Genomic DNA, 24987 nt, shown 5'->3' on the forward strand with positions numbered 1-24987 from the left:
TTTACTTATCTAATTCCCTTCTATGACAATCTATATAGTAAATGGTCTATTCTATATCAAAAATGCGTTTATGTATACCCTTTGTGCAAACATTATATAGATCAAATAAAATTATAGGACTGAGCAAAAGATTTAGCTCCCTAAGTGGGGGGTCACCAATCTACAGTTGTTAACCCCGGTACTTATGGTATCTTCAGGACTTATGCAGTTGAACTGAGAAATCAATACCAACAAACCCTTATTTGCTTAAACTCCAACCATATCAATTTACCATATCTCGAAAACTCACAGGTGCTTGGTTTAGATTTCAAGTGCATAAGTCCTAAAAATATATCGAAAAACTAGGACTCATAGGTAATAAATTATGGTATTTAAGAACGATAAAGCAGTATCTCCAGTCGTAGCAACACTCGTACTGGTTGTTGTCGCAATCATCGGCGCAGCAGCAGTCGGTGCATTACTCGGCGCATTCAGCAGCGATGTCTCCAGCGAAGCAAGCGCTGGCGAAACCTCCAGTGCATCATCCTCCGAACTCCTTATCGGCGGTTCCACCACTGTCCAGCCTGTCTCCGAACTCCTTGCAGACGCATTCATGACAAGCCACAAGGGTGTTAAAGTAACCGTCCAGGGCGGCGGATCCGGTGCAGGTGTAGCCGGCTGTGAACAGGGTGTCCTCGACATCGGTTCTTCTTCCGATTATGCAAAAGTTGACCCCGCAAGCCATCCAGACATTGAAATTTTTGAAATCGGTGGTAGTGGAGTGGTTCTTATCGGTAAAGGTTTTGCAACAATCCCCGATAACGTATCTGTAGCTGATGTTAAGACTGCATACGAAAGTGGCACTCTCGGTGGTGTAACTGTGACAGCATACCAGAGATCCGAAGCTAGCGGCACTGAAGATACCTTCTCTGAGTACATCAGCGGCAACAGCAGCAAGACATTTATTGACGGCACATCTGCTAAAGGCGCTTCCGGTAATGCCGGTGTATATGCAGCCGTTAAAGCTGCAACTACTCCTACAATCGGTTTTGTCGATTACGGATTTGTGAAAGATGGTGATGGTGTAACAGCTATTGGTATCACCTGTGCAAACAGCGACGTGACTCCAAAGAACATTCAGAAATCATTAAAGATTAAAGCAGGTGCCTCTACCGAAACCCCTGTGTTCCCAACCGGTCTTTGCAGAAACCTGTACTACTGTACTCTCGGCACACCATCTGCAGCAGAAAAGTCATTCATTGACTTTGCAATGTCTCCTGCAGCAATTGACTACTTCCACGATGCAGGTTACTACAGCATCTATGACTACAAATTCTAAGTACAAATTAGTGTAACTACTGGTTTGTGATGGTTTGTGTTTACTTAATACAAACCAACTTTTTTTTCTTTTTCGAAAATTTTTTGAGGTTTCAAATGGTTAAATTTGAGGAAAAAGCAAAATATGCTGAAAACGGAATTCCTAGTCTGCATATTGGGAAAAAAATAAAATTTACTGAAAACAGGATTCCTGATGAACTTCCTTCCGCTGTTTTTCTGGGTATCGTCCTCCTTACAGCAGTCCTTATCCTGTATTTTATCGGTTTCATATTTTACTCTGCAATTCCTGTTTTTGAAAGTCAGGGGCCCAGTTTTATCACTGGAAGCTCTTGGAGTAATGGGGCTTTCGGGATCCGAAACTTTATTATGGGAACCCTTATTGTAACCACAGTTACTATTGTCCTTGCCGTACCCCCAAGCATTTTTACTGCCATATTTCTCTCTGAATTTGCCTCTCCACGGGTAGTTTCGACTTTTCGCCCTCTCATAGAGCTGCTCGTGGGGATCCCCTCGGTGGTCTACGGGATATTCGGGCTTTATGTGCTCGCAGACATCCTGAAGTATATAGACCCTGTAATCAGCAGCATTTTTTACTTTATTCCTTTTATGAAGGATGTAACTCCTGGGCAGGGCGATGGGGTCTTTTTAGCCTCTGTCGTGCTCTCGATAATGATCTTGCCCACTATCGTTACCATTTCGGAAGACTCCATGAGGACAGTCCCTAGTGTATACAGAGAAGCTTCTTTTGCTCTCGGGGCAACCAGATGGGAAACTATCAGGCACGTAGTACTGCCAGCAGCCTCAGGAGGCATACTTTCTGCAATTGTGCTCGGGATTATGAGAGCTATGGGAGAAACGATGGCTGTAGTTATGCTTATTGGGAATATAAACAAAACCCCGTCCTCAATCTTTGACTACACCCTCCCCATGACCACCAAAATTGTAACAAATGTAGGGGAGAGTATAGGAAATCAAGAGATTATGAGTGCCCTTTTCGGGATTGCGGCAGTCCTTTTTGCGCTTGAAATCCTTCTTGCGGGGTTTGCAAGATTACTTGTGAGGAGGTATAGGTATTAACAGCACGGATCTAAGAATTCTGAAGGGCAATATCTTCACGTGTATATCCTATTTTGCAGCAGCAACCGTAGTCCTGGCCCTTTTATTCATACTCGGGACAATAACAATCAGGGGGCTTCCTTCTTTAACCACTGAGTTTGTATTCTCTTCCGAGTCTCAGGTCTTCGGCTTTGGAGGAGCCATAGGAAATGCTATTGTGGGAACTCTCCTGCTTTCAACCCTCTCTCCCCTTCTTGCCGTCCCTTTCGCAATAGGGACTGCAATTTACCTTAAAAGGTATGCAAAAGAGGGCTTTTTTACCGATTTTTTCAGTTTTTTGCTCGAAGTCCTTTCAGGCACACCATCTATTGTACTCGGGCTTTTTGGGTTCCTTTTCCTTGTTATCCAGATGCGGTACTTTACAGGGGGATTTTCCTTAATCTCAGGGACAATAGCCCTTGCAATACTTGTCCTGCCTGTTATGGAAAAAGCGGCTGAAAATGCCCTCGAAAGCGTACCGCTGGAACTTGAAGACGCAAGCTACGCCCTTGGAGCGACCCGGTGGGAGACCATCAGTAAAATATCTCTTCCTTACGCTCTCCCTGGGATTATTACAGGCATATTGCTCAGCATAGGGAGGGCTGCCGAAGAGTCCGCAGTGGTTGTGCTGACTGCCGGCTACTCTCAGTTTTTCCCTGAATGGAAAATTGTCCCCAATGACAAGTTCATCTTCGGTGTAAAGATTTATCCTTTTCAAGACCTTGTTGCGGCTCTCCCGATAACTGTTTACCACGGGTTTGAATTCCCAAATATGGTATCGCCTTCCGAAAGTTTCGGGGCCGCCTTCGTATTGATCCTGATAGTCATGCTGATCAATTTCACGACACGCATGTTTCTGAGGAGGAGAAAGATTGGATGATTTCGGGACTGGCGCAGGAAAATTCTTCAGAAAAAAGGCGCCTGCTGCCCAGGAAGTTTCGGCATCTTCGGATGTAGTCGAGGCTGTTGACCCTTCGGAAAGCGGCTTTACGAAGCCTGTAGAGCCGGAAGCTTCCGAAAAAATTGTTAAGCCCGGCATCCCTTCACAGAAGAAGAAGCCGAAGTTCAGTCTGAAAAACCTGTTCAAAAAAGATGGGACTAAGAAGGGAAAGTCCCCTGAGACTGAGAGTGTCGTGCTTGATACGGATGTGGGGGAGGTAAAGGTCGGCCTTAAGAAGGGTGCCAGGAAGCTTTTAAATCCCAAATTTGAGGACTCCGAAGATCCCGGCTTTGATCCTGGAGAAATTTCCTTCCCAAAATACGGGATTTCTCTCAGGGATATTGATGTGACTTACGAGGTAAAAGCGCCTTTCCAGTATGCTCGGGTCCATTTTAATGGGGAGGAGCTTGTCCATGAAGGGATCGAGCCCCCTTTGATCGGGGGAGAGAAGGAATACCTGAACATCATCGAAAAGGCTTTTGAGAGGATGACTTCTTCGGAAATCCTGATCGTGGACGAAAAGGAGCGGAAAAAGGCGTTAGAGGACCGTTTTTTGTTGATTCTCAGGATCTACAGGATTGAACTTACTCAGTTCCAGAAGGACAAGATGTTTTACTACCTAATGAAAAAATATATGGGGTACGGGAAAATTGACATCCTCATGAATGAGCCCTATGTGGAAGATATCACCTGCAACGGGCCCGGTACTTATATTTATATCAACCACAGGTTCTACGGGTCCATCAAGTCCGATGTTACTTTTGAGGAAGTGGAGCTCAATAACTTTGTCATGAAGATCGCCCAGATCTCGGGGAGGCACATCTCCCTCCTTCAGCCGATCAGGGATGCAACCCTTCCTGACGGGAGCAGGGCAAATCTGACCCTGGGGCGTGAGGTCACAAAGAAAGGTTCGACTTTTACGATAAGGCGCTTTAAGTCCAACCCTATTTCCTGTATCGACCTTATGAAGTACAAAACCTTCGATTCCCTCATGCTCGCCTACCTCTGGATAATTATCGAACGCAAGCGTTCCATCCTTGCAGCGGGAGGGACGGCTTCGGGAAAGACCACCACCCTCAATGCGCTTGGCATTTTCATCCCCCACGAGTACAAGATCGTATCCATAGAAGATACCGCAGAACTGAACCTTATGCACCCGAACTGGACGCAGTCCGTTACCAGGATCGGTTTCGGAGGAAATGAGGGAGGGGGCAAGGCTAAAGGAGACATCGAACTTTATGACCTCCTGAAAGCAGCCCTCAGGCAGCGCCCCGAATACATCTTCGTGGGTGAAGTCCGAGGAGAAGAAGCTAACACCCTTTTCCAGGCAATCTCGGTTGGGCACCCCTGTATGGGGACAATCCACGCAGGGAGCATTCAGGAATTGCTCTCAAGGGTAGAGTCCGAGCCCATGAACGTGCCCAGAAACCTTTTTGCAAGCCTGGACGTGGTGATCTTCAACGCCATGGTCAAGCACGGGGAACATTTCATAAGAAGGGTTATGCGCATCGTAGAAATCGTGGAACTTGACCCCGAAAAAGGCGACCTGGTAACGAACCCGGTCTTCAAGTGGAATGCTGCGGACGATACATATGAGTTCGGCGGGAGCAGCGCGATGTTTGCAGACATCGAGGAAGAGTTCGGGATCTCCGAAGAAGGCCTTGTTGAGGAAATGTACACCCGTGCAAGAGTGCTTGAGTGGCTCCATGAGAACGATATCCTGGATTACGCAAAAGTAGCCAGTGCAGTCAAGGACTATGTGAGGATGCAGAACGCTCAGGAGGATAAGAAGTGAGCAAACCCGGTTTACCCTCCGATTCGTCCGAAAATGGCCCGAAAAGGGGGGCTTTCGGAGAAAAAGGCCTTGAAGGGGCTGAAAATAACGCTGAAGGTGTTGAAAACACCGCTGAAAGTACAGGCGGTATAAGTGCCGGAAAAGGCAAGGGAAAAGGCAAAGGAAAAGGTCAAAAAAAGCCCTTAAAGCCCTTCGGGTTCATAAAAAAGATTAAAAAGGAAAAAGGGGTTTCTGGAGGCCCGAAAGCTCAGGCCGGAAAGGCTTCGGCCGGTAAGCCCGCAGGCCATAAAGCAAAGCCGAATCTTGCTGAAAAATATAAACATTTCTGCTATCGCTTCGGGATCTATTTCGACAGAAAACCGAATACCGACCTTGCAAAGTCCCTGTACCAGGCAGACGTTGAGATAACTCCCGGGATGTTCATCTCCCTTGCAATTATAACCTCGCTGTTGGTCTCGTTTTTTATGTTCATCATCTCTACTGTTTTGTTTTACGGCATGCCGAACGCTTTTGTTTACGTTTTCTCCCTTACGTTTCTTACTTTGGGGCTGAGCCTCGGAGGTTTTCCTTTCGCTCTTTACAACAAGGTCTCAAACAAAAATATGAATATCCAGCATGAGATCCCTTTTGCCCTCAGCTACATGTCAGTCCTTGCAAGCGGAGGTTCCCAACCTCTGGACGTAATCAGGCGGGTAGCTGCGGAAGACTACGGGGAAATTTCCAGAGAGCTTTCCAAAGTAATGTACAGGATTGATGCTCTCGGGGAAGACGGGAATACTGCGATGTCATACCTGATCCAGAATACTTCTTCCGAACACCTGAGAGCGGTCTGTATAGACCTTTCCAATGCCATGCAGGCGGGAGGAGGGCTGCAGGCTTACCTTGAATTGAAATCAAAAGAGCTCATGGAGATGCGTCGGCAGGCCCAGAAAGCCTTCGTTGACTCACTTTCCATTTATGGGGAAGGCTACCTCAGCGGCATCGTTATGAGTGTGGTGCTTGTGGTGCTCATGATCGTAATCTGCAGCGCCCTTGGGATCGACCTTAAAATAATGACCCCGCGCCAGTTGTTTAACTTCTTCGTCTATTTTGCACTGCCTTTCATAAATCTCATGTTTATCCTCATGCTCTGGATGAAATACTCGAGGAGTGTCGTATGAATTTGAATCTTGAGGAAAAAAAGCTGATTATCGAGCGTTATCTCTTCGTCATAAAAGTCAGGTTCAATATCAAAAGGGAACATGTAACCTTAGGAGTGCCTATTTTCCTTGCAATCCTCTTCCTTTCGTGGGCCCTGCTCGCAGGGCATACTTTTCCTGTAGGAGAAGCAGGTAGTTCTGCAAGCGGGGCAGGTGCGGAAAAAATGGATGCATACGAGCAGCTAATAGCAGAGATAGAAGCTCAGGAAAGCGGTGGCACGGCAGCAGTGGAAGAAAACGTGTCAAGAGCCGGAACTTTGCCTCTGGAAGAAAAGTCCAAAGCTGATATGGATCAGATGCTTGTCATTGCTTTCATAATTGCAACGTTGCCCTATTCTGTTGATGTCTTAATACAAAAAAGGAAGCTTAGAAAACAGGAAGTTGCCTTCAGTGAGTTCCTCTACAAACTTTCCGAGCTGATGAGGGGAGGCATAGACCCTGTCAAAGGAGTAATAGCCCTCTCGCGAGGGGAACTGGGATCAATCAAAAAAGAAGTCCAGGACTGCGCTTCGTTTCTGGTACTGGGGCACTCCCTTGAGTACTCCATGAACCGGCTGAATGAGGCGATCGGCAGCAAGCTGGTTGCGAAGTACATCAATATCATTGTCGAGGCAGCGCATACAGGAGGAAATGTAGCTGACCTTGTCTTCAGGACTTCAGAAGACATGCGCGCCGTCATTTCGCTTGAAAGGGAAAAAGAAAACAACCTGAAGCAATATGCCGTAGTTTTCTATCTTGCCCAGGGTATAATGGTCATGCTCGTATACATCCTCTCAACCTCCCTGTTGCCCCTTGTACAGGGGACAGGCATGGCAATGCTGGGCGGGCAGGGAGCTTCGGATATTGACTTCAAGCAGGGTTTTTTCCACATGATCACCCTTAATGCACTTTTCGGGGGCATGATTATCGGGATGATTACCGAGGGAGATTTGAAGCAGGGGTTGAAACATACAAACCTTTTGCTTGCAGCCAGTTATATTGCCTGTGTGATGATCATCTTGCCAGTAGCTCCTATCGAGACTTATAATATTACAGTCGAATCCGGCGGAGACCAGATAGTAATGCCAGGTATACCTCTCAGGGACCCTGTAGTTTTTAATGTCACAGATATGGAAGGGAACCCGGCCAAGAACGTGGAGGTCAAAATGAGCATTTCCCCAGGGGGTTCGGTCACCAGCGGGACAACAAATAATGAAGGAATATTCAGGGTTAAACCGGTCCCTTCACAAAAGGAAGGGGTCTACATAGTTAAAGCCACGGTTGGAAGATCGTACAATTCCGCGACTGTGACAGTTCAACAACTTTAATGCTGGAGTGGAGGAGCAAAATAGTTCCAGATAAAAGAAAGTTCTGGATAAAAAATGATGGAGAAAATAACGCAGAACTGTGGTCAGAACCTGCCTCTCACAGGCAGTAGTTTCTGAACCATTTACATAGCAGTAAACCCTTAACCGACCCTTTCCCTCGTATCCGGTGAAATAGTGCCCTCTTTTATCTTGTAGGGTATCAGCCTTTCGATAGGAGGGACTCCCCTCATTTTAGGGATATTGATGAACCTGTTAATTTTTCCTGCCGGGTACTCGGTCCGGAACTGGATTATCCCGTCTACCATGGAACGCAGGATATGTTCTTCTCTTCCCTGAAGCACTCCCATATCCGAAGCGAGATAGAATGTGATATTGCAATTTCTGCTCGTCTTCAGAAGCAGTTTCAGGTCATTGATAAGGCAATGCAGGTTCTCTTCCATGAAAAGGGAAGAAAATGTATCAACAACGCAGATATTTACGTGTCTGGCATCACCCTGTGCTGAAAGGGACTTGCAAATCTCAACAAGGGATTCTCTGCTTCCTAAATCCCCATGAACAGTCAGTTCCTGCATTTCCTCACCTGCTCTCAACCCGATCCCTATTTCTTCAAGGATTTCCTCTGCCGAGTATCTTGTGGAAATATACAGAGCCTTCTGTCCCTTTTTCAGAGAATCGAGTACTAACCGCTGAAGAAAGACGGATTTAGTCCCGCCAAGGTCTTCTTCAACGAGCAGTAAGGAATTTTTTGGAAGTTCCCCCAATCCTAAACTTTTGAGCAACATTGTTATTTTTCCATGTTTTCCTGAGTTATATTCTTTTCACATGTATTCATGATAGAACCTCAGTGTACTACATAGATTATTGTGAAAAGATATATAATCTTGAAATATATCTTTTTTTAACATGTCTTTTAAGGGTAGAGGGATTTTTCAGGACGAGAGAGCGGCAACTGTTGTGTTCGGGACGCTGCTCATCATCCTCGTGACAATCACAGTTGTATCCGCGCTTGCACTTTCGATTTCGGTGGCTCAAAAAAATGCCATGGATCGACAGAGCGCAATTGAGGCTTCAGAGAACGAAAACCTGAAAATAGTCTCCATTCAGCCCACAGCTTCCGATTACCCTCTCTACTCTTCCTACTGGGATTCCCTTAATATTACCGTCCTTAACCTTGACATCCTCGATTCCAGGGTAAGCGCCGTCAGTATAAACGGGAACTATATGATGAACTATTGCCTCATAGACGAAAATAGGGAGCCATTCCTGATAAGCGGTACCGATTATCCGATGACTTTTGATTCCAGACGCAGAGCAGAAATTCCTGCCGGGAAGGCCAGGCAGATACATATCGGCGGTATCCATACTTCCGAGAATATAACCCCTTTATCCTCTTCACCTGTAAATGTGTCTCTAAATAACCTTCCTGATAAAGCATACTCAGACTTCAGCTACCTGGTGAGGGTTTACAATTCTACTGCTTCTTTTAATTACGGTTCCGATTTTACTGTAGACGAAAATAGTTCTATTCTCACCCTTCTTAATGATAGCATTGTACCAGGTACAAATTATACCGTCGAATACACAACCTTCCTTGGCGGTAACATGGGACCCATGCAGGTATCAAAAAACGACCCCATAACCGTTGAAATCATCTCTGACAGGATAAACGTATATAAGAAAATGTTTGTGCCTCCCATACCTCTTGCTGAAGTGCAGTACAAAAGCGAATTGAGGCCAAACGGCAGTGTTGATCAGTATCTCCTGTTCGATGCTTCAGACTCCTATGACCCGGACTCCGACGGGTTTATAACCGGCTACAGATGGGCTATCTATAACGGCACAGGTGCAAAGGTGTATGGTTTTGATGAAGGAGATGCGCCTCTGAGAGGGATCAAGGTAAGACCTGCTCTGAACCTCCTCGATACCCCTTTCACAATTGACCTTGAAGTCACAGACGATACCGGCATGGTTTCAAAGCTCAGCGAGACTTCGGGAAACATAACTATTCCCTGAACTGTGAGTGTAAATCGGTTTCCTTCAGCCTTTTATTTATTTTGACCTGAGTTCTCAAAAAATTTCTTCTTTTCAAAAATTAACCTCTCCGGGCATTTGCTTCAGTAGAATAGATGAATTTATTTAGATGAAAATTCCTTATTAGGATTACAATATACTTTAACTGAAATATCCTTAGAAAATCAGGAAGTAAGGATTTAGTTTGTATAGATACATATAATCTATTAATACTATATATTGAATTTCATAATTTCCGAGCTTATATCCAGTCAATTCGGGATGGGATTTTAAAAAATTGGACTTCATGCTGGTTCTAAACTTTCAAAATATGCAGTGGAATGGGTAGGTGGATAGCTAATGGTTTCTTTTGCAAAAAACAGGTACTTAATTTTATTTGCACTGACCGGTATGGTGCTGCTGCCATTGGTGCAGTATGCCGGTGCGGTTGATACTATCGGGGCCAATGAATCGGTACAAAACCTGGATACAGGAGAGTTCTTCGGCACAATCCAGGCAGCAGTCGATGCTGCGAGTGATGGGGCTACTATAGTTGTTTATCCCGGTACTCATGTTGAGAACGTGGACGTTTACAGGCAGCTGACCATCAGGTCGTATTCAGGCAACCCTCTTGATACTGTTGTCCGGGCTTCTTCTTCGGGAGACCACGTTTTCTATGTGAATGCAAATAATGTAAAAATCAGTGGTTTTACTATTAGCGGGGCGAATCAGAATTCCCCGTACTCCGGGATTTACCTCTCCAGGGTGAAAAGCTGCACCGTAGAGGACAATATCATATCCGGCAACTGGTATGGAATCTATCTGGACAGTTCGGCAAGCAACGCCCTGAGTAATAATGCGGTAAGCTCAAACTCGGATACGGGCATCTACCTGGACAATTCAGCAAGTAACGTTCTGAGTAATAATACGGTAAGCTCAAATTCGGGCACAGGCATCTACCTGCTGAGTTCGGTTAATAACAAACTTACAGACAATACGGTTTCTTCCAACTATCGGAACGGCATCTGGCTGAAAGATAATAGTAACACCAATACCCTTACCGGAAACCTGGCAAGTTCGAATACCAGAGCGGGCTTCCTGTTAGACAACCAGTGCATAGGCAATAACCTGGTGAATAACATAGTAGATACTAATGGAGGACATGGGATCTACCTCAGCGCTGCCAGCAACAGCAATTATCTCAAAAACAATACTATAAGTTCGAATACGCTTTATGGAATTTACCTGAGTTCTTCCGGGGACAACCGGGTGACTGACGGCAACAGGATCATAAGCAACAGTCGCGGGATCTGCCTGAGCAATTCTAATTCCAACCGTATCTTCAACAATTACTTCAGTAACACGCAGAACACCTATTTTGAGGGGTCGAATACAGGAAACAGCTGGAGCACAACTAAAGCCGAACAGATAAACGTGGCCGGTGGCCCGTTTGTTGGCGGGAACTTCTGGGCAAGACCGGACGGTACGGGGCTCAGCCAGGTCGGCCGTGACCTTACAGGAGATGGTTTTCTTGATTCTGAGTATGACCTCACCGGTACAGGTGCGAACGGCAACGTGGACTACCTTCCCCTCGCAAGGACTGTTATAGTAGACCCTTCGGGTGAAAAAGGATATACAAGAATTCAGGACGCTGTGAGTGCCTCATCCGGTGGCTACTCGATTGCTGTTTATCCGGGAACTTACAGTGAAAACATAGAGATTACAAAGGAACTTGCCATAGCAGCCATCTCGGAACTGCCAAAAAATACAATAGTCACTGCAAGTAACCCGGAAACGCACGTATTCAATGTGCGCTCAAGCGGGGCGGTCATCAGGGGATTTTCTATAACAGGAGCAACTGGTACGGATTCTTCGTCCGGGATTTACCTTGACGGAGTCTCGGGCTGTATCCTGAGCAACAACCTCGTATCAAAAAATTCTGCAGGAATTTGCCTGAGCAATTCCGAAGGAAATACTCTCCTGAATAACAGTATGTCCTCCAATACATACAACTTTAAGGATAGCGGCACCCTTCAGAATGAAATCGGTACCGGCAATACCGTGGAAGGAAAACCTGTTTACTATCTTTGCGATAAATCGGACGTAGAAATCGGTTCCTCTTCCAATGCCGGAACGGTGTACTGCATCGATTGTAATAACATTACCGTAAAGGATCTGGTCCTGAAGGGAAACCCCAGAGGCATCTCTTTCTACAATACCGGCAATTCGAAGATACTGAATAATGTTGTCCGGAATAACTTTGACGGGCTCTCCCTTGAGGCGTCTTCCGGAAACATTCTGGACGGCAATACTGTCAGTAAAAGCACAAATAACGGCATCTACCTTTCCGACTCCGACTCTAACACGGTCATCAATAACACCATTACGGAAAATGAAGTCTCCGGAATCGGCTTCAGTTCTTCCGGTGACAACCTGATTTACAACAATTACTTTAACAACACCAACAATGTAAACCTGGGAACGGACAATTCCGGGAACACCTGGAGTACGACAGCAATAGTGGGAGTAAACATAATTGGTGGCCCCATGCTTGGAGGGAATTACTGGGAAACTCTACAGGGAACCGGGTTTAGCCAGACCTGCACGGATGTGGGTGAGGACTACATCTGCAGACAGACATACACTATCGGCAAGAACAACATTGATTATCTTCCGCTTTCCAATCCTGCAGGGGTGCCCCCCCGTGTTGATTTCTCGGCTAATTTTACGGGCGGGCTTGCTCCTCTGCCGGTTCGCTTAACGGCATCTTCATCAAGCATAATCTGGCCGATCCAGTGGAGCTGGGATTTCGGAGACGGGACCTCTGTTGAGAGCGGACAAAATAATATAAACGGTACCTATACCGGCTCTGTTGACCACATATACCGCAGTGCCGGAGAATATACCGTCAATTTAACGGTTAGCAATGGCCAAACAGCGGCATACAAAACTTCCCGGATCTTTGTCGCAGAACCGGTTGTCTCTTCCCTTTCAATAGGAAAATATGTTGTGAGCCTGAACGAAGATACGAAGGAAATCGTAATCAAATCCGGTTATGAAAATGTCGAACTGGTCGATAAGGCGGTTTTGGTCCGGCTTGAAGGAATAAACCTGTACATATTTTCGGAAAACGGTTTCGAGGAGGATGCAGACGGCAACCTTAAAGGTAAATACCAGTATGTAAAGCTGGAAAAAACCCCGGAATCGTCAAAACTCGGGGATGATTTAACTGCTGGCTTTTCGTTCAGTGCCAATCTCAACGGACAGCTTTCCGCACTTTTAAATTCCGATGCAGGGATTACCTGCGGGCTTGTGCCCGGAACTCCGAACAGCAGCATAGAACAGGCTTTCCAGGGTTCACTTGATGCTTCATCCCTTTCCCTTAACAGGGTTGCGTACTCCCTTATCATCGAAAAGAATGGGTTAGAAGGAATTGATATAAGTGATGCAAGTCTTGTCATGACCGCACCTTCGGGTTATGTCGATACCGATGGTGGCCCTGAAAAATTCATAATTATGAGCTGGTGTAACGGAGACGCGGAAAGATTAACGACAAGCAACAGCACTCTGGATTCGTCCTTTGAATTTACGGGAATTTCTTCTACAGGCCTCTCTTCTGAAGGTTCTTTTGTAGCATCGCTTATGTCCCTTACATCGGCACCCGAAGACGAAAGTGAGGAGGAGAGCAGTTCGGGTGGGAGCTCTTCAGGTGGAAGTTCCTCAGGTGGGAGTTCTTCCGGGGGAGGCGGTGGAGGAAGTGTTTCACCGGAGGACCAGGATAACGTTGAGGTCAAAGAGCTCAACCAGCAATTTGTTATCAGTGGCACTCATGTGAAGTTTGCTTTTCCGAGAGGCGTGACCGTTGTTTCATCTATTGAATTTGATGCCAGAAGGTCTTTTGGCAAGGTCAGTACATTCGTTGAGATGCTCAAAGGGAAATCAACTTTAGTTACGTCCCTTCCTGAAGGAAAGGTCTATAAAAACCTCAATATCTGGGTAGGTTCAGGTGGTGTTGTAACTCCTGACAGCATCGGAAATGCATCTATACAGTTTAAAATAGAGAAAGCCTGGATACGGGATAACAACATAAGTCTGTCCACCATCACTTTACACAGGTACAATGAAGGCTCCTGGACTGCACTTCCTGCTACGCAGGTTAGAGAAGACGGAGCATTTTATTATTTCAAGGCTAAAACGCCCGGATTTTCACCTTTTGCAATCACGGGTTCTGAAAAGAAACTCCAGTCAACAGAAGTTTTTTCTTATAATGAAGGGCCAAAAACCGTTATTAAGACCGTTTCCCGGGAAGAAAAGTCTGCATATGAAGTGCCGGAGGTTGCAGGCATTCAAGAAAACGAAACCGGAAACTCTTCCGGAAAAAGAGGAAGTTTCTTTATTTTTATAGTACCGGCTTTAATTATCGGATTGGTGCTTGCCGTTCCACCTGTCAGAAATAAAGTCACAGGTAAAGTTAGAAATGTGATCTTCGGAGAAAGCGAATCGTTTGGTTCGGGAACGGATGAAAGAGAATCTTCCGAAACAGGAAATGCGAAAGTAACTTTGCCGGGGTCTGCAGCAGCTTCAAAGTTGGATGAAGCATCCGAAAGTGACAAAATTGCTGAAGAACAGGAAGCTTCTGCTAAAAAAGAGTCATACAGGGATTTTATATCTCAACTAAATAAACCGAAGCCTTAAGGTGAAGAAAACTCCCCTTAATAAAGTAGTCCATTGTAGAATCCGAAAGTACCAGGACTGCCGAGGAGACTAAAAAAGCTGAAGAACCTCTCTCGTGGGTTCTTCGGCAGACCCTTGAATAAGATGGCTAATGCTCACAAAAACATTTTAAACGTGTTCCCATGATCGAAATCCTCAAAATACTCTTTACAATGCCTTTTTTGCTCTATTCGTGCTACTCAGACCTGAAAATCCGCAGGGTCTCAAACAGGGTCTGGAAATACATGCTGGTGTCGGGTTCGGTGTTTGTAATTTATGAGATATTTACGGGCGGGACCCCCTATCTCAAAGCTCTGTTCCTTTCGGGAGTGATCGTTTTTATTTCCGTTTATATCCTCTTCCACCTTGGAGCTTTCGGGGGTGGGGATGCAAAAGGGCTTATAGTGCTTTCAATCCTTTTCCCTCTGTACCCTATCTTCCAGTTCTCGGAAGAGACCTACCCATTGCTCGGAAAACCTCTGATAGGACTTTTTACCTTAACAGTCCTGGGAAATGCTCTCCTGCTGACAACTCTTGTCCCTCTCGGGATGTTCTGTTATAATCTTCTGCATTTTTCCCCGGAAATGCTAAAAAAACCCCTTTACATGTTCATCGGGTACAGAACAGAGATTTCTTCCCTGAAAAACAAAGAGCATCTGGGTCTACTTGAAAAGTTCGAGCTTGATGAAAATGGGGCCGTCATCAGGAAGTTTGCAAGGACAGGGCTTGATTTTGATGCGAATCAGAAGCCTGAACTTGAAGAATATATGAAAAAAGGGTTAATCGGAAAAGATATCTGGGTTACCCCTGGCCTGCCTTTTATGCTCTCAATTACAGTGGGCTTTATAACTTCAATTATTTTTGGGGATTTTATATTTTATATTATCATGCGTCTTATACTGGGCTGAATTAAATCCTGAATCTATAATACAGCAGGCTCCACGGCCTGATTTTATAAAACTGGACTGAATGTCTGAAAACGTATTAAATATACACTGTAAATGTACACTGTAAATGTACACGGCAATGTACACGGTAAATGTACACGGTTCCGAAAAACAAACCTCGCATCAGCCAGTCTATAAAGGAAATCAAAATTGATCTTGTTAGCTGCAGGGGAGTAGACGCCTGCAGCCTGGAAAAAACGGTCTGTTCAAAAATTGACAAGCTCTCACATTCAGACGCATAACTGCACTAAGCCGCTTTATTCGAGATCCACGTTATAGTGCGGTTACGGATCTGACCTACAAATTATATTACGAACATAGTGTTATATATATTTTTTGTGAATATTCTACATAGTACTAACTTCAACTAAATAGCAATCTTCAGTGTGTATCTGATAAATTGGGCAGTGTCTTCTTGAGTTTGTGGTTTACCTTATATATTCAAAATCTTTCCTGCTCACGATTTTCAATATTACATATTTTTCCGCTAAACGGCGATTTATTTTTTGGTCCCGGGTACGGTGGTTTTGAATAAAGTGGGCGAGTTTGCAGCTTATCTGTTGTTTAGAGAATAAAAATCTTTAATTTTAATTTTTAAAAGCATTTTCTCCAGTAGTTTTAACTTCCAGTCCCGAATCCACAAAAATACCACTCAAGTGGCATAATTTCAAATCTATTAATGCAAATTTCGAAGTTAAGTGTTTTTCAACTTTTTTTACCTATTAAAAGGATAATAATGAATTATTTTTATGTAAAATCTCTTTTTAAGTCTTTTATATTAATTAAAGTTCTAATTTTCTGATTAATTAAGAAAATAGGTTTTATAAATCTTTAATCTTCACGCTGAGATAGAAATATCTTATTCATTTCTTTCTTGATGTTGTTCTTTTATTATCAATATTTTGTATAGTAACTATATGCTAACTTCTCAAATTCCATACGTATATTATTTACATACTTATCTATATTATACATGGAGAATCTTTATATATTTTTTTTATTTATGTTGAATCACAGGAAACTAGGGTTCTGTGAAGTCTGCGGATAATTAGAATTTTTTGAGATTGAAATCGGATTTTGATGGCTGTTCGTTTCCACATATTTGACCGAAGCCGTTGCCGTTGCCTTTAATCTTGATATTTTCTTACTGTCTGGCTTCAAGTTCGTATTCGGACTACGGCATGAGGCCCCTGATTCCTTCTCAAAGTAAGTCTCTACAGCCGATTGAGAGTTCTAATCGGATTACAGTTACGCATAATTATAGGGAAGAGGCAGAAATTCCCCTTTACCTTACAATGGAGGGGATAAATCTGAAAAAATAGTGAGGTGTCGAAGTGACTACATTAAAAAAATTTGGTGCTTTTTTGCTTTTATCTTTTTTGTTATTGCCTGGAATCGCTGGAGCTTCCGGGCAGGGTTCGATTAATGAATTGATTAAAAATGGTGGAAATGTCACCATATCCGGGACATACACATTAACAGGTCCGATCACGTTATCTTCCGATCTCAGACTGAACGGACAGAATTCGACTGTAATTACGATACCTGATAGTGCGGATTGGTCCGCCTGGGTCCCTCTTATGGAGGGTACGGGGTTACACAACGTCACGATAGAAGGGATAGAGTTTAATGTCAACGCCGACGGGAATGATGAGACTCCGCATGGAAGAGGATACTATAATTGCATCCACTTAATAAGCTGTAGCGATGTAATTGTTCGGAACTGCGTATTTCATGACGGCAAAGGGGACGGATTAAGGACGAAATACTGCAGTAATGTTAAATTTTACAATAATGTTGCATATAAATTGGGCCATGATTGCTTTTTTGGAATTGATTCGGAAAATATCTCAGCATGGAATAACACCCTGACAACAAGGACAAACTCGGGACTCCGGATCTGGAACTCCAAAGATGTCCAGTTCTTCTGTAACAGGATAAATGCACAACTTGACAGTTTGGGGGGGAATCCCGGCATACAGATAGAGGACTCGAAAGGCACGATGGATAATGTAAGGGTATTTGCCAATATGATTAATGAAACATGGGGAGCCGGCATCTGGCTAATATCATATGATTCGGGCTCGGACAACTGTCAAAACATCACGATTGACCACAATCGGATATTAAAAGATGGGGTATCCTACAACATCTATTATACTGCAGGCATCACGATTGACGGGGTACAGGGCACAAACATAAGTAATAATGTGTTTGATGGCTGCAATAATGCAGGCATTCTGATATTGGACGGCGGGGAAGATACCAGTATCGAAAAAAATATCATAATTAACACAGCTGAGCATCCTGCAATATCTCAGTCCGGCACCGGATACGGCATCAACAACCGACGGGATGCTGAGATCTCCATATCAAATAACTGTTTCTTCAATAATTTTAATGGAAACGTCTTTAGAGCAGAGTCGATCGGAGACGACTTGCAGAACCCTACCATTCATAATACAGCTTCCGGCTGGACATGGGACGGTGTAGAATGGTTATGCGACTACATAATAAGCCTGGAAAATGATATAACTGAAAATTCGATTTTAGAAGAAGTAATCTTTGAAAACGTAACAGATAATACATGCATAAACGATACTAACAGCACTTCGACTTTTGAAAACACAACAAACAACACATGTACGAATAACAATATCACAGACTTAACGAACCTGACTAACATAACTGATACGGATTTACATGAAATAATTTATGTTCCCGTCATAAACAATACCTGTCCGTTGAAAAACGTAACGGAAAACGTGACGGTATGCAATAAGTCTAAAGTCACATGTCCAAGTATCTATGATGTGCCACTCATAGTAGCAATAACCGGAGATCTCAATAACACGAAGAAGAACTCATGCATAATTGCTGAGAAACCTCCTGTCAATGAAGTTAGTACCGATCCTGCCTGTGGGGACGTACAGTTCAAATTAGTGGTTATTGATTACTCGCAATCTGAAACTGATTCCACATGTGGTTCCAGCGGGAATTCTAACCGGTCGACAGTTAACAACTCCGTTAATGAAATCCCAACAAACCAGTCACAAACTCAGGATGCGACCTCTAACCAGTCGATGTTTGGCGGCTTAGGTGGCGGAGCATCAACAACTTCTGATGAAGTGGATAATGAGACCTTGACGACGGTACCATGGGCCGACGGATCTTCTGAACAGAACGAATCTGCCGAACAGAATGAGACAGTAATTCCAACTCCCGAACCTGTCCTGCCAGTGCCCGGATTCGTAACTGATCCGTTAGATGGCAGTGGAACTGTACCTCTCACCGTTAATTTCCACAGCACTGCCCGGAATGCAGTCACCACAAAATGGGACTTTGGGGACACTGTAGATAATGAAGCGACTGGAACGGATGTTTCACACATCTACGCGGCTGTCGGAACCTACAATGTGACTCAGACTGTCATAAACCCGAATGGCACACTTACTGCAGATGTTCAGATATATGTAAACCGCGTGCTTACCCCCGCTGTGGCTGACTTTGAAGCAACTCCCATAAGTGGGAACGTACCTCTAAAAGTTGACTTCACAGATAAATCTCAATACACTACCATGCCGGAATCTACAGTCATGTATGACTTTGGTGGTGGTGAAGGCACAAGCAGTGGCAGAAACACTTCACACGTCTATAATACCCCTGGAACTTACCACGTTACTCAGACGGTAACAAACCCTGACAGTCCTGCAGGCGGGGATACAAAGGAGATAATCATAACCGTTATTGAAACACCTGCTGTCAATGAGACACCTGCTGTCAATGAGACATCCACTGTCAATGAGACATCCACTGTCAATGAGACACTTGCTGTTACCGAGACACCTGTTACACTTGCGGCAAACTTCGAAGCTAGCCACACAGGTGGCGTTGCACCGTTGTCCGTAGCATTCACAGATGCATCAACTGGTGCAATTACCTACGAATGGGACTTCGGAGACAACGCTGGCAAATCAACGGAACAGAATCCGTCCTATGTTTTCACGAGAACCGGGAGCTACGATATTGTCTTAACAGTCGATGATGGCAAAGGTCACACAGCCACAAAAGACATACTGATAACTGTCACGTCCGCTCCACTCATTGCAGACTTCGATGCTAACAAAACGAGTGGTTTTGACCCGTTGAGTGTTCAGCTCACCGATAGATCGACAGGCGCAGTTTCCTGGAAGTGGAACTTTGGCGATGATAGTCTCATAGTAACGACCCGGAATGCTGAGCACACCTTCAGAGCCGGAACCTGGACTGTTAACCTGACGGTAAGTGACGGTACTAGCTTTGCCTCAAAAACAATGACAATTAGTGTTGCTGAAAGCCCTGTCCTGCTCACCGCTGACTTCGTCACCGATAAGACCGGCGGAGAAGCCCCGTGTGAAGTTCATTTCGCTGATGCATCTGAAGGTGGCGCTACGGCATGGTCATGGGACTTTGGTGATGGGACGGGATCGGTTGAAAAGAATCCGAAACATACCTTCACAGCTGAAGGTAACTATGATGTTGTTCTGACGGTAAACGACGGTAAAGGCAACTCAGCCACAAAGGACATGCTGATCATTATCACCGAAACACCGGCAGTAGTTTCTGCCTTCACCCAGGACAGGACAGGTAGGGAATCCCCACTTACGGTCCACTTTTCCGACGAGTCTCAAAACGCAGTGTCATATGAATGGGTTTTCGGTGACGGAAATACGTCAACTGATCAGAATCCGAGTCACACTTACACCACTGAAGGCAATTACACGGTGATTCTGACTGCAACCGGAAGCAATGGAGATAAGAGTAGCTCTCAGGCAACAATTAGTGTAACAGGCAAGCCTCAACCGTCAGCTTCAGAGATCAGCGATTTTAACGGAACAACCGTAACGAACAAAACTACACTTTCAGGCAATACAACACTTTCAGGCAATACAACACTTTCAGGCAATACAACATTTTCAGGCAACGATACGCTTTAAATCCTCTTCGCTGAAGGTGAAAGTGGCAAACCTGAACCATATACAGACTCGAATGTTTGAGGAAGCTGGTGGATGACGGGTGTATTCTCTCACCAGAAGCCTCATCATACAATTTCCTTTTTTGTTTAACCTCTATTAATCGCCTTTAAGCACTCGCATGCTTCTTTTATCAAGTAGTTTCTGTTATGGCCCCCATGAATCCGTGCCGAACGAAGTAACCCTATGCTCATGAAAAAAGGTAAAACGCCGGTAATGCTGGTGAAGTCCTTTTCATCCCTGCAATATTCCCATAGAAAATTCCCTATATATGGTTCGGCTCTCCAGCCTCCGCCTTTATGCAGTTCGAATTCTTTTTTAAGTTCTGCAGTAAGGATCCCGAGATCTCTTACAGGATGTGCCTGGAACCAGGAGCTTTCAAAATCAATCGCGTAGGGCTTACCTTTATAAAATATATAATTGGCGGGAGTAACGTCTCTGTGAACCATACAACCGTACTCCCTGTCGAGCAAGGAGCTATACCACCATTTTCCAAGCAATTTATTGAAAGTCTCCCTGGTATCATGATCCAGTTTTAGATGACCCAGTACTTCATGGTAATTTTTGAATTCTTTTTCCTTATTGTAAGAGGATTTCGTATTTTCATGAAGGTGTCGAAGCATGTGCGCCACGGCAGCAAGCCGTTCATAGAGTTTTTCTTCACGTTTTATGTACCAGCCCAAAGATTTTCCAGGTATATATTCGGTTACAAGAACACAGTTGTATTTTTTATGTACTGCAAGGGGCTTTGCAACGTTTATTATGGAAGCCGCATGCTTCAGGTTCCTGTATTCGTTCATCATACCTTTGTAAGGGTTATAATCTTTCAATCGTCCGGTAGGTTCGGAAAAAAACTTTGCCATTACGCTGAAATTTTCACCCTCGAACTGATACTTACAGACAGTGTGTGAAGAATTATGTTTGAAGACATTAACCAGACACTGCTTATCCTGAAGTCGACATCCTGTAACTTTCTTAACAAGCCAGTCCCTGAAAGGATCCCCAGGGCTTAAAGTGTTAACATGGCGATATTCCACCTCAAATGACCCCCGTTTCAATAAATATTCCAGCAATTATGTTCTTTATCCAGATTATTTTTTCTGAAACTTCTAATATCACGAAAAAGTCAATTTCACTCTTTGATTCTATAAGATCTGCCAGTATAATCTATTGTATTGATCGGGTAACTATATTACTGCTGGTGTTTAATTCTAAGGACCTTACTTCCTGCCCTCTAATATTCCTATATTTTTGTAGAATCTAAGAGTCGTGCGACCGATCTAATTTGACCCCCCATTCTATGAATCATCGTGAAATCCCACTGGAATCATCCAAAATACAAGATTAATTTCAATCTTAATATTTTGCCAGGAATCTACCCCTCTATTTCCACTCCAACGTAAATTCCAATAAAATGCAGAAATAAAAAAATTCTATATATGCACTGGCGCAGTCTATACATATACTGCTTTTCTATACACTACATTTAAATATATCGGATGTCGATTAGGTCATACTGACACTATTAAAGGATGTGCAGATAGTAAGGGAGTAAAGATTCAAAAAACCGAAGCGTAGACAACAAGAAGGCCTGATAGAAAAGGAAATCTTAAAAAATTGTGTCCGGAATGTGAGTAAGATTACCTGCATCGATTGGAGTACACTGAAATTGTTGATGGTAAGCAAAAAAGAAGAAAGTTCGGTGTGGGTTGTATAGTTTGCGGATATGTCGAAGTCTCGATGAAAGTGTAAAAAAAATAGAGTGTGAATGTATAGATAATGCAACGAGGTTGAAGAATGAAGAATGAAACTGATAATCCGTGTCATGAAATGGAACAGGACTTCATGAAGTATTGGGAGGAAAACTAACCGACGGCTTACAAACATGGAAGTATGCCGTCGAAATATCATAGGAACATTGTTTTTCCCTATTGTGGATAAAAGTCGACACGATACCAGAAACCGAAAGAATACATCGAAACATAGCACCCGGATAAAGTGATGCCTTATTGGGTGAAAATGGCGGCAGGCGAATGAAATCGATACTTATAAGTGATGATAACCTGAATCGGCTGGAATCTCTCGGTGATGAATTGAGCGCAAACGAATCGATTAAACTGCTCCTTGATCTACACGACGACGTTCATCACTGTTTGTACGGTGGTGCCCCGGCATCACCCGAACTGAAAAAACTTCTTGATAAGTGGAGTATGTTCGAGAAATCAGAATTTGAAGACTTGACTGAGAATATCTGTCTCCTGGCGACTGCTGGAAACCACGGTAGTTTGAGGGGAGCTGTGAGAAAAGCAATTGACATGTTCATATCGAAGCATTGCGGAACTGAATAAAAAGAGTATTGGTTAAATTTACTCACTATCCTCTTTTTTCTAGATTCAATCAATTTACGACCTCTTGTTTAAATGCTTCTCCTTATTTAATAGCCCGATAACATTTTCCTCGGCACCATCCGGTTTTCCGTATTTTTATACACTTAATACAGAAGTTTCGTAAAAACGTTAACAGAAACACATTCACATGCATGAAAATGACTATTACAAGTATAAATAAATTTTTAATTTTTCGAACTTAAGTATATAGACACAATATTACTACACTATTCAATATATATACATATAAAATATGTAAAGATGCAATATATATACGCATAAAAGGCAAATTATATCTACATAAAGTACAATCTAGTGAAATCAAGTTTATATTTGCTAGTTAGAAATGGCGGTGAGAACATAACACTGGAAGACGACATTGAATTATTCGTACTTAAGAACAAGATCGTAACATACGCAGATATCCAAAACCGTATAAAAGCTCCAAACGAATATATAACGCAGGCCGTGAAGAATTTAGAAAGTGACGGAAAAATAATTAGACTCAAAGAAGAAGAGGCTTATACAGCCGCCTATGCATAAAGTGATGATTATCAGTCAACTAACAGCTGGTATTGCAACAGCCTTTCCACTAAAAGGATCCCAGGCATACGAATGGTTTAATGGACAATGGAACCCGATGCTCTGAGCTCTTGCTTTTCAACTACTTTTCCTGCCTTTGATTTTTTTATCAATCACATGTTCATACGTTTCAAGAGTCTTTTCAGCTATTTTTTTCCAGTTATATTTCTCTTTGAGAAGATCGTGGCCTTTTTTCCCCATCCTATTATTCCCAAGTCCTTCAAGAACATAATTAAGGCCCCAGGCGATGGAAGAGGGCTTTTTGTAAGAAATAACGCCTGTTTTGAAATTCTCCACAAGTGCGACCGCATCGCTTGCCACTACAGGCTTTTTTACATCCCAGGCTTCAAGCACGACTATTCCGAAGGGTTCGTTGCGGCTCGGGACGCATACAAGGTCACAGACATTGAACCAGTCTATGACAGTATTGTCCGGAGCATAACCAAGAAAATTGCAGGAATTGCCAATGCCAAGTTTTCGAGCTCGATGTTCACATTGAGCCCGCATATCCCCTTCTCCTATGAGCATGAAATGGGCATCCCTTTTCCTCAGGACTTTTGCTGCAGCTTCAACCAGCAGATCAGGTCCCTTCTGATAAGACATCCTTCCCGTAAAAAGCACAACTGGAAGAGATGGATGAATACCATAGTGCTTTTTCACTTTTCCGGGGTCAATTTTTCTTTTTATTTTTCCCACATTTATGCCATTAGGAATCTCCCAGATCTTATAGTCGGGAATTTGGTAAATGAGCTGGATTTCATTCTTCAGTACGGTCGAGGTAGTGATCACCTCAGAAGCTTCATATCCACCAAGCCATTCTCTGTGCGATATTTCCTTTGCTTCCCACCAGTGTCCATGTCTGTTTCCATTGCGTCCCCATTCTGTACTGTGGAAGGTCAGGACAAAGGGAAGCCCTAACTGTGCCTTTAGCCTGCAGAGAACGTTTACGGGGTGCCAGTCATGCCCATGCAGGATATCAAACTCACCTGCTCGTTCTCTTACCTCCAGGAAACGGAAGTACATACTATTGCACATCCGGTTCATCTGTTCCACTATATCCCCATTTTGATCGCAGGCGATTCTATGATAGTTGACGCCATTGATTATTTCATCGCTATTTTCATGTCCTCGTGTAAATAGGTGAACTCTATGCCCTTTTGCAGCAAGGGCTTCAGAGAGCTCAGATACATGGGGTGAAATTCCTCCTATGCGTATAGAATGCAAGCTCTCCCAGGAAAACATTCCTATCTGGATACTTCTCATAGACTTACTCCTTTTTGTCAAACTTTCCCAAAACCTTTATTTCATTTTGCCAACGTCTTTCATCGAAGGGCCAATCGAGCATTAGCAGTTACGGTATTTGCTTTTAGTACTTTTCTGGTGAATGCATGTTTTATGGTAGTTTATTTGAAAGATTACTGGCTTAAAAGTCAATCCCTACGGCTGCACAGGTATCCAGGTCCAGGTTTATTCATTTTTTATAATCTGCGTTATAATCTACGGAATATTACAGTCAAAAACTGTTAAAAAATTCTCAATTCTAGCTCCAAATATCTTGCCTTACCTGTGCATTATATTACCCAAAATAAGTTAAATAAAAAGCTGTCAATAACTGGCTTTTTTCTCATTTCCCCCTCCCCAAAAAAATAGATTTGATAACCTATTCGATTTTGAGTTCCAAAC

The 24987-nt window shown here is 43.6% G+C and carries 15 protein-coding genes; 12 read left to right on the forward strand and 3 right to left on the reverse strand.

Annotated features, from left to right (window positions below; genetic code table 11):
- The first annotated feature begins 364 nt into the window (after window positions 1-364).
- The 6 genes from ACSAZL_RS20560 (at window position 365) to ACSAZL_RS20585 (ending at window position 7653) form a co-directional block, all read left to right on the forward strand.
- Entirely contained in the window at window positions 365-1318 is a 954-nt protein-coding gene (locus ACSAZL_RS20560) for a PstS family phosphate ABC transporter substrate-binding protein (protein WP_440946414.1), read from the forward strand.
- Between the two features lie 95 nt (window positions 1319-1413).
- The gene (pstC, locus tag ACSAZL_RS20565) at window positions 1414-2394 is read left to right on the forward strand and encodes a phosphate ABC transporter permease subunit PstC (RefSeq protein ID WP_440946415.1); all 981 of its coding nucleotides are present in this window, start codon (window positions 1414-1416) and stop codon (window positions 2392-2394) included.
- Between the two features lie 88 nt (window positions 2395-2482).
- Window positions 2483-3292, forward strand: a complete 810-nt coding sequence (pstA, locus tag ACSAZL_RS20570; RefSeq protein ID WP_440948922.1) for a phosphate ABC transporter permease PstA — start codon at window positions 2483-2485, stop codon at window positions 3290-3292.
- A complete protein-coding gene (locus ACSAZL_RS20575; RefSeq protein ID WP_440946416.1) occupies window positions 3285-5147 on the forward strand; it encodes a type II/IV secretion system ATPase subunit in 1863 nt (620 codons plus the stop codon). The genes pstA and ACSAZL_RS20575 overlap by 8 nt, the downstream gene beginning before the upstream one ends.
- Complete coding sequence (locus ACSAZL_RS20580; RefSeq protein ID WP_440946417.1) at window positions 5144-6307, forward strand: type II secretion system F family protein; 1164 nt, start codon at window positions 5144-5146, stop codon at window positions 6305-6307. The genes ACSAZL_RS20575 and ACSAZL_RS20580 overlap by 4 nt, the downstream gene beginning before the upstream one ends.
- Window positions 6304-7653 carry a type II secretion system F family protein gene (locus tag ACSAZL_RS20585; protein WP_440946418.1) on the forward strand — a complete coding sequence of 450 codons (1350 nt, stop codon included), beginning with the start codon at window positions 6304-6306 and terminating at the stop codon, window positions 7651-7653. Before ACSAZL_RS20580 ends, ACSAZL_RS20585 begins: the two co-directional genes overlap by 4 nt.
- Window positions 7654-7793: 140 nt before the next feature.
- Here the strand turns inward: ACSAZL_RS20585 and ACSAZL_RS20590 are convergent, their stop codons facing one another.
- Entirely contained in the window at window positions 7794-8435 is a 642-nt protein-coding gene (locus ACSAZL_RS20590) for an RAD55 family ATPase (protein WP_440946419.1), read from the reverse strand.
- A 121-nt stretch (window positions 8436-8556) separates the two neighbouring features.
- Between ACSAZL_RS20590 and ACSAZL_RS20595 the strand changes: the two genes are divergently transcribed.
- The 4 genes from ACSAZL_RS20595 (at window position 8557) to ACSAZL_RS20610 (ending at window position 20299) form a co-directional block, all read left to right on the forward strand.
- Entirely contained in the window at window positions 8557-9666 is a 1110-nt protein-coding gene (locus ACSAZL_RS20595) for a hypothetical protein (protein WP_440946420.1), read from the forward strand.
- Between the two features lie 357 nt (window positions 9667-10023).
- The gene (locus tag ACSAZL_RS20600; RefSeq protein ID WP_440946421.1) at window positions 10024-14358 is read left to right on the forward strand and encodes a NosD domain-containing protein; all 4335 of its coding nucleotides are present in this window, start codon (window positions 10024-10026) and stop codon (window positions 14356-14358) included.
- Window positions 14359-14519: 161 nt separating this feature from the next.
- Window positions 14520-15284, forward strand: a complete 765-nt coding sequence (locus ACSAZL_RS20605; protein ID WP_440946422.1) for an A24 family peptidase C-terminal domain-containing protein — start codon at window positions 14520-14522, stop codon at window positions 15282-15284.
- A 1424-nt stretch (window positions 15285-16708) separates the two neighbouring features.
- Window positions 16709-20299, forward strand: coding sequence for a PKD domain-containing protein (locus ACSAZL_RS20610; protein ID WP_440946423.1), 3591 nt, complete (start codon window positions 16709-16711; stop codon window positions 20297-20299).
- 125 nt (window positions 20300-20424) lie between these two features.
- On the opposite strand, the gene ACSAZL_RS20615 is transcribed toward ACSAZL_RS20610, so the two are convergent.
- Complete coding sequence (locus ACSAZL_RS20615; RefSeq protein ID WP_440946424.1) at window positions 20425-21372, reverse strand: phosphotransferase; 948 nt, start codon at window positions 21370-21372, stop codon at window positions 20425-20427.
- A gap of 972 nt (window positions 21373-22344) precedes the next feature.
- Between ACSAZL_RS20615 and ACSAZL_RS20620 the strand changes: the two genes are divergently transcribed.
- Complete coding sequence (locus ACSAZL_RS20620; protein WP_440946425.1) at window positions 22345-22683, forward strand: hypothetical protein; 339 nt, start codon at window positions 22345-22347, stop codon at window positions 22681-22683.
- A 354-nt stretch (window positions 22684-23037) separates the two neighbouring features.
- Window positions 23038-23265 (forward strand): hypothetical protein, encoded by a 228-nt coding sequence (locus ACSAZL_RS20625; protein WP_440946426.1) that lies wholly within the window; start codon window positions 23038-23040, stop codon window positions 23263-23265.
- Window positions 23266-23382: 117 nt separating this feature from the next.
- Here ACSAZL_RS20625 and ACSAZL_RS20630 read toward each other — a convergent pair whose 3' ends face one another.
- Window positions 23383-24567 carry a glycosyltransferase family 4 protein gene (locus ACSAZL_RS20630; RefSeq protein WP_440946427.1) on the reverse strand — a complete coding sequence of 395 codons (1185 nt, stop codon included), beginning with the start codon at window positions 24565-24567 and terminating at the stop codon, window positions 23383-23385.
- Between the last annotated feature and the right edge of the window lie 420 nt (window positions 24568-24987).

The sequence above is a fragment of the Methanosarcina mangrovi genome (genome assembly GCF_052057765.1).
GTDB lineage: Archaea > Halobacteriota > Methanosarcinia > Methanosarcinales > Methanosarcinaceae > Methanosarcina.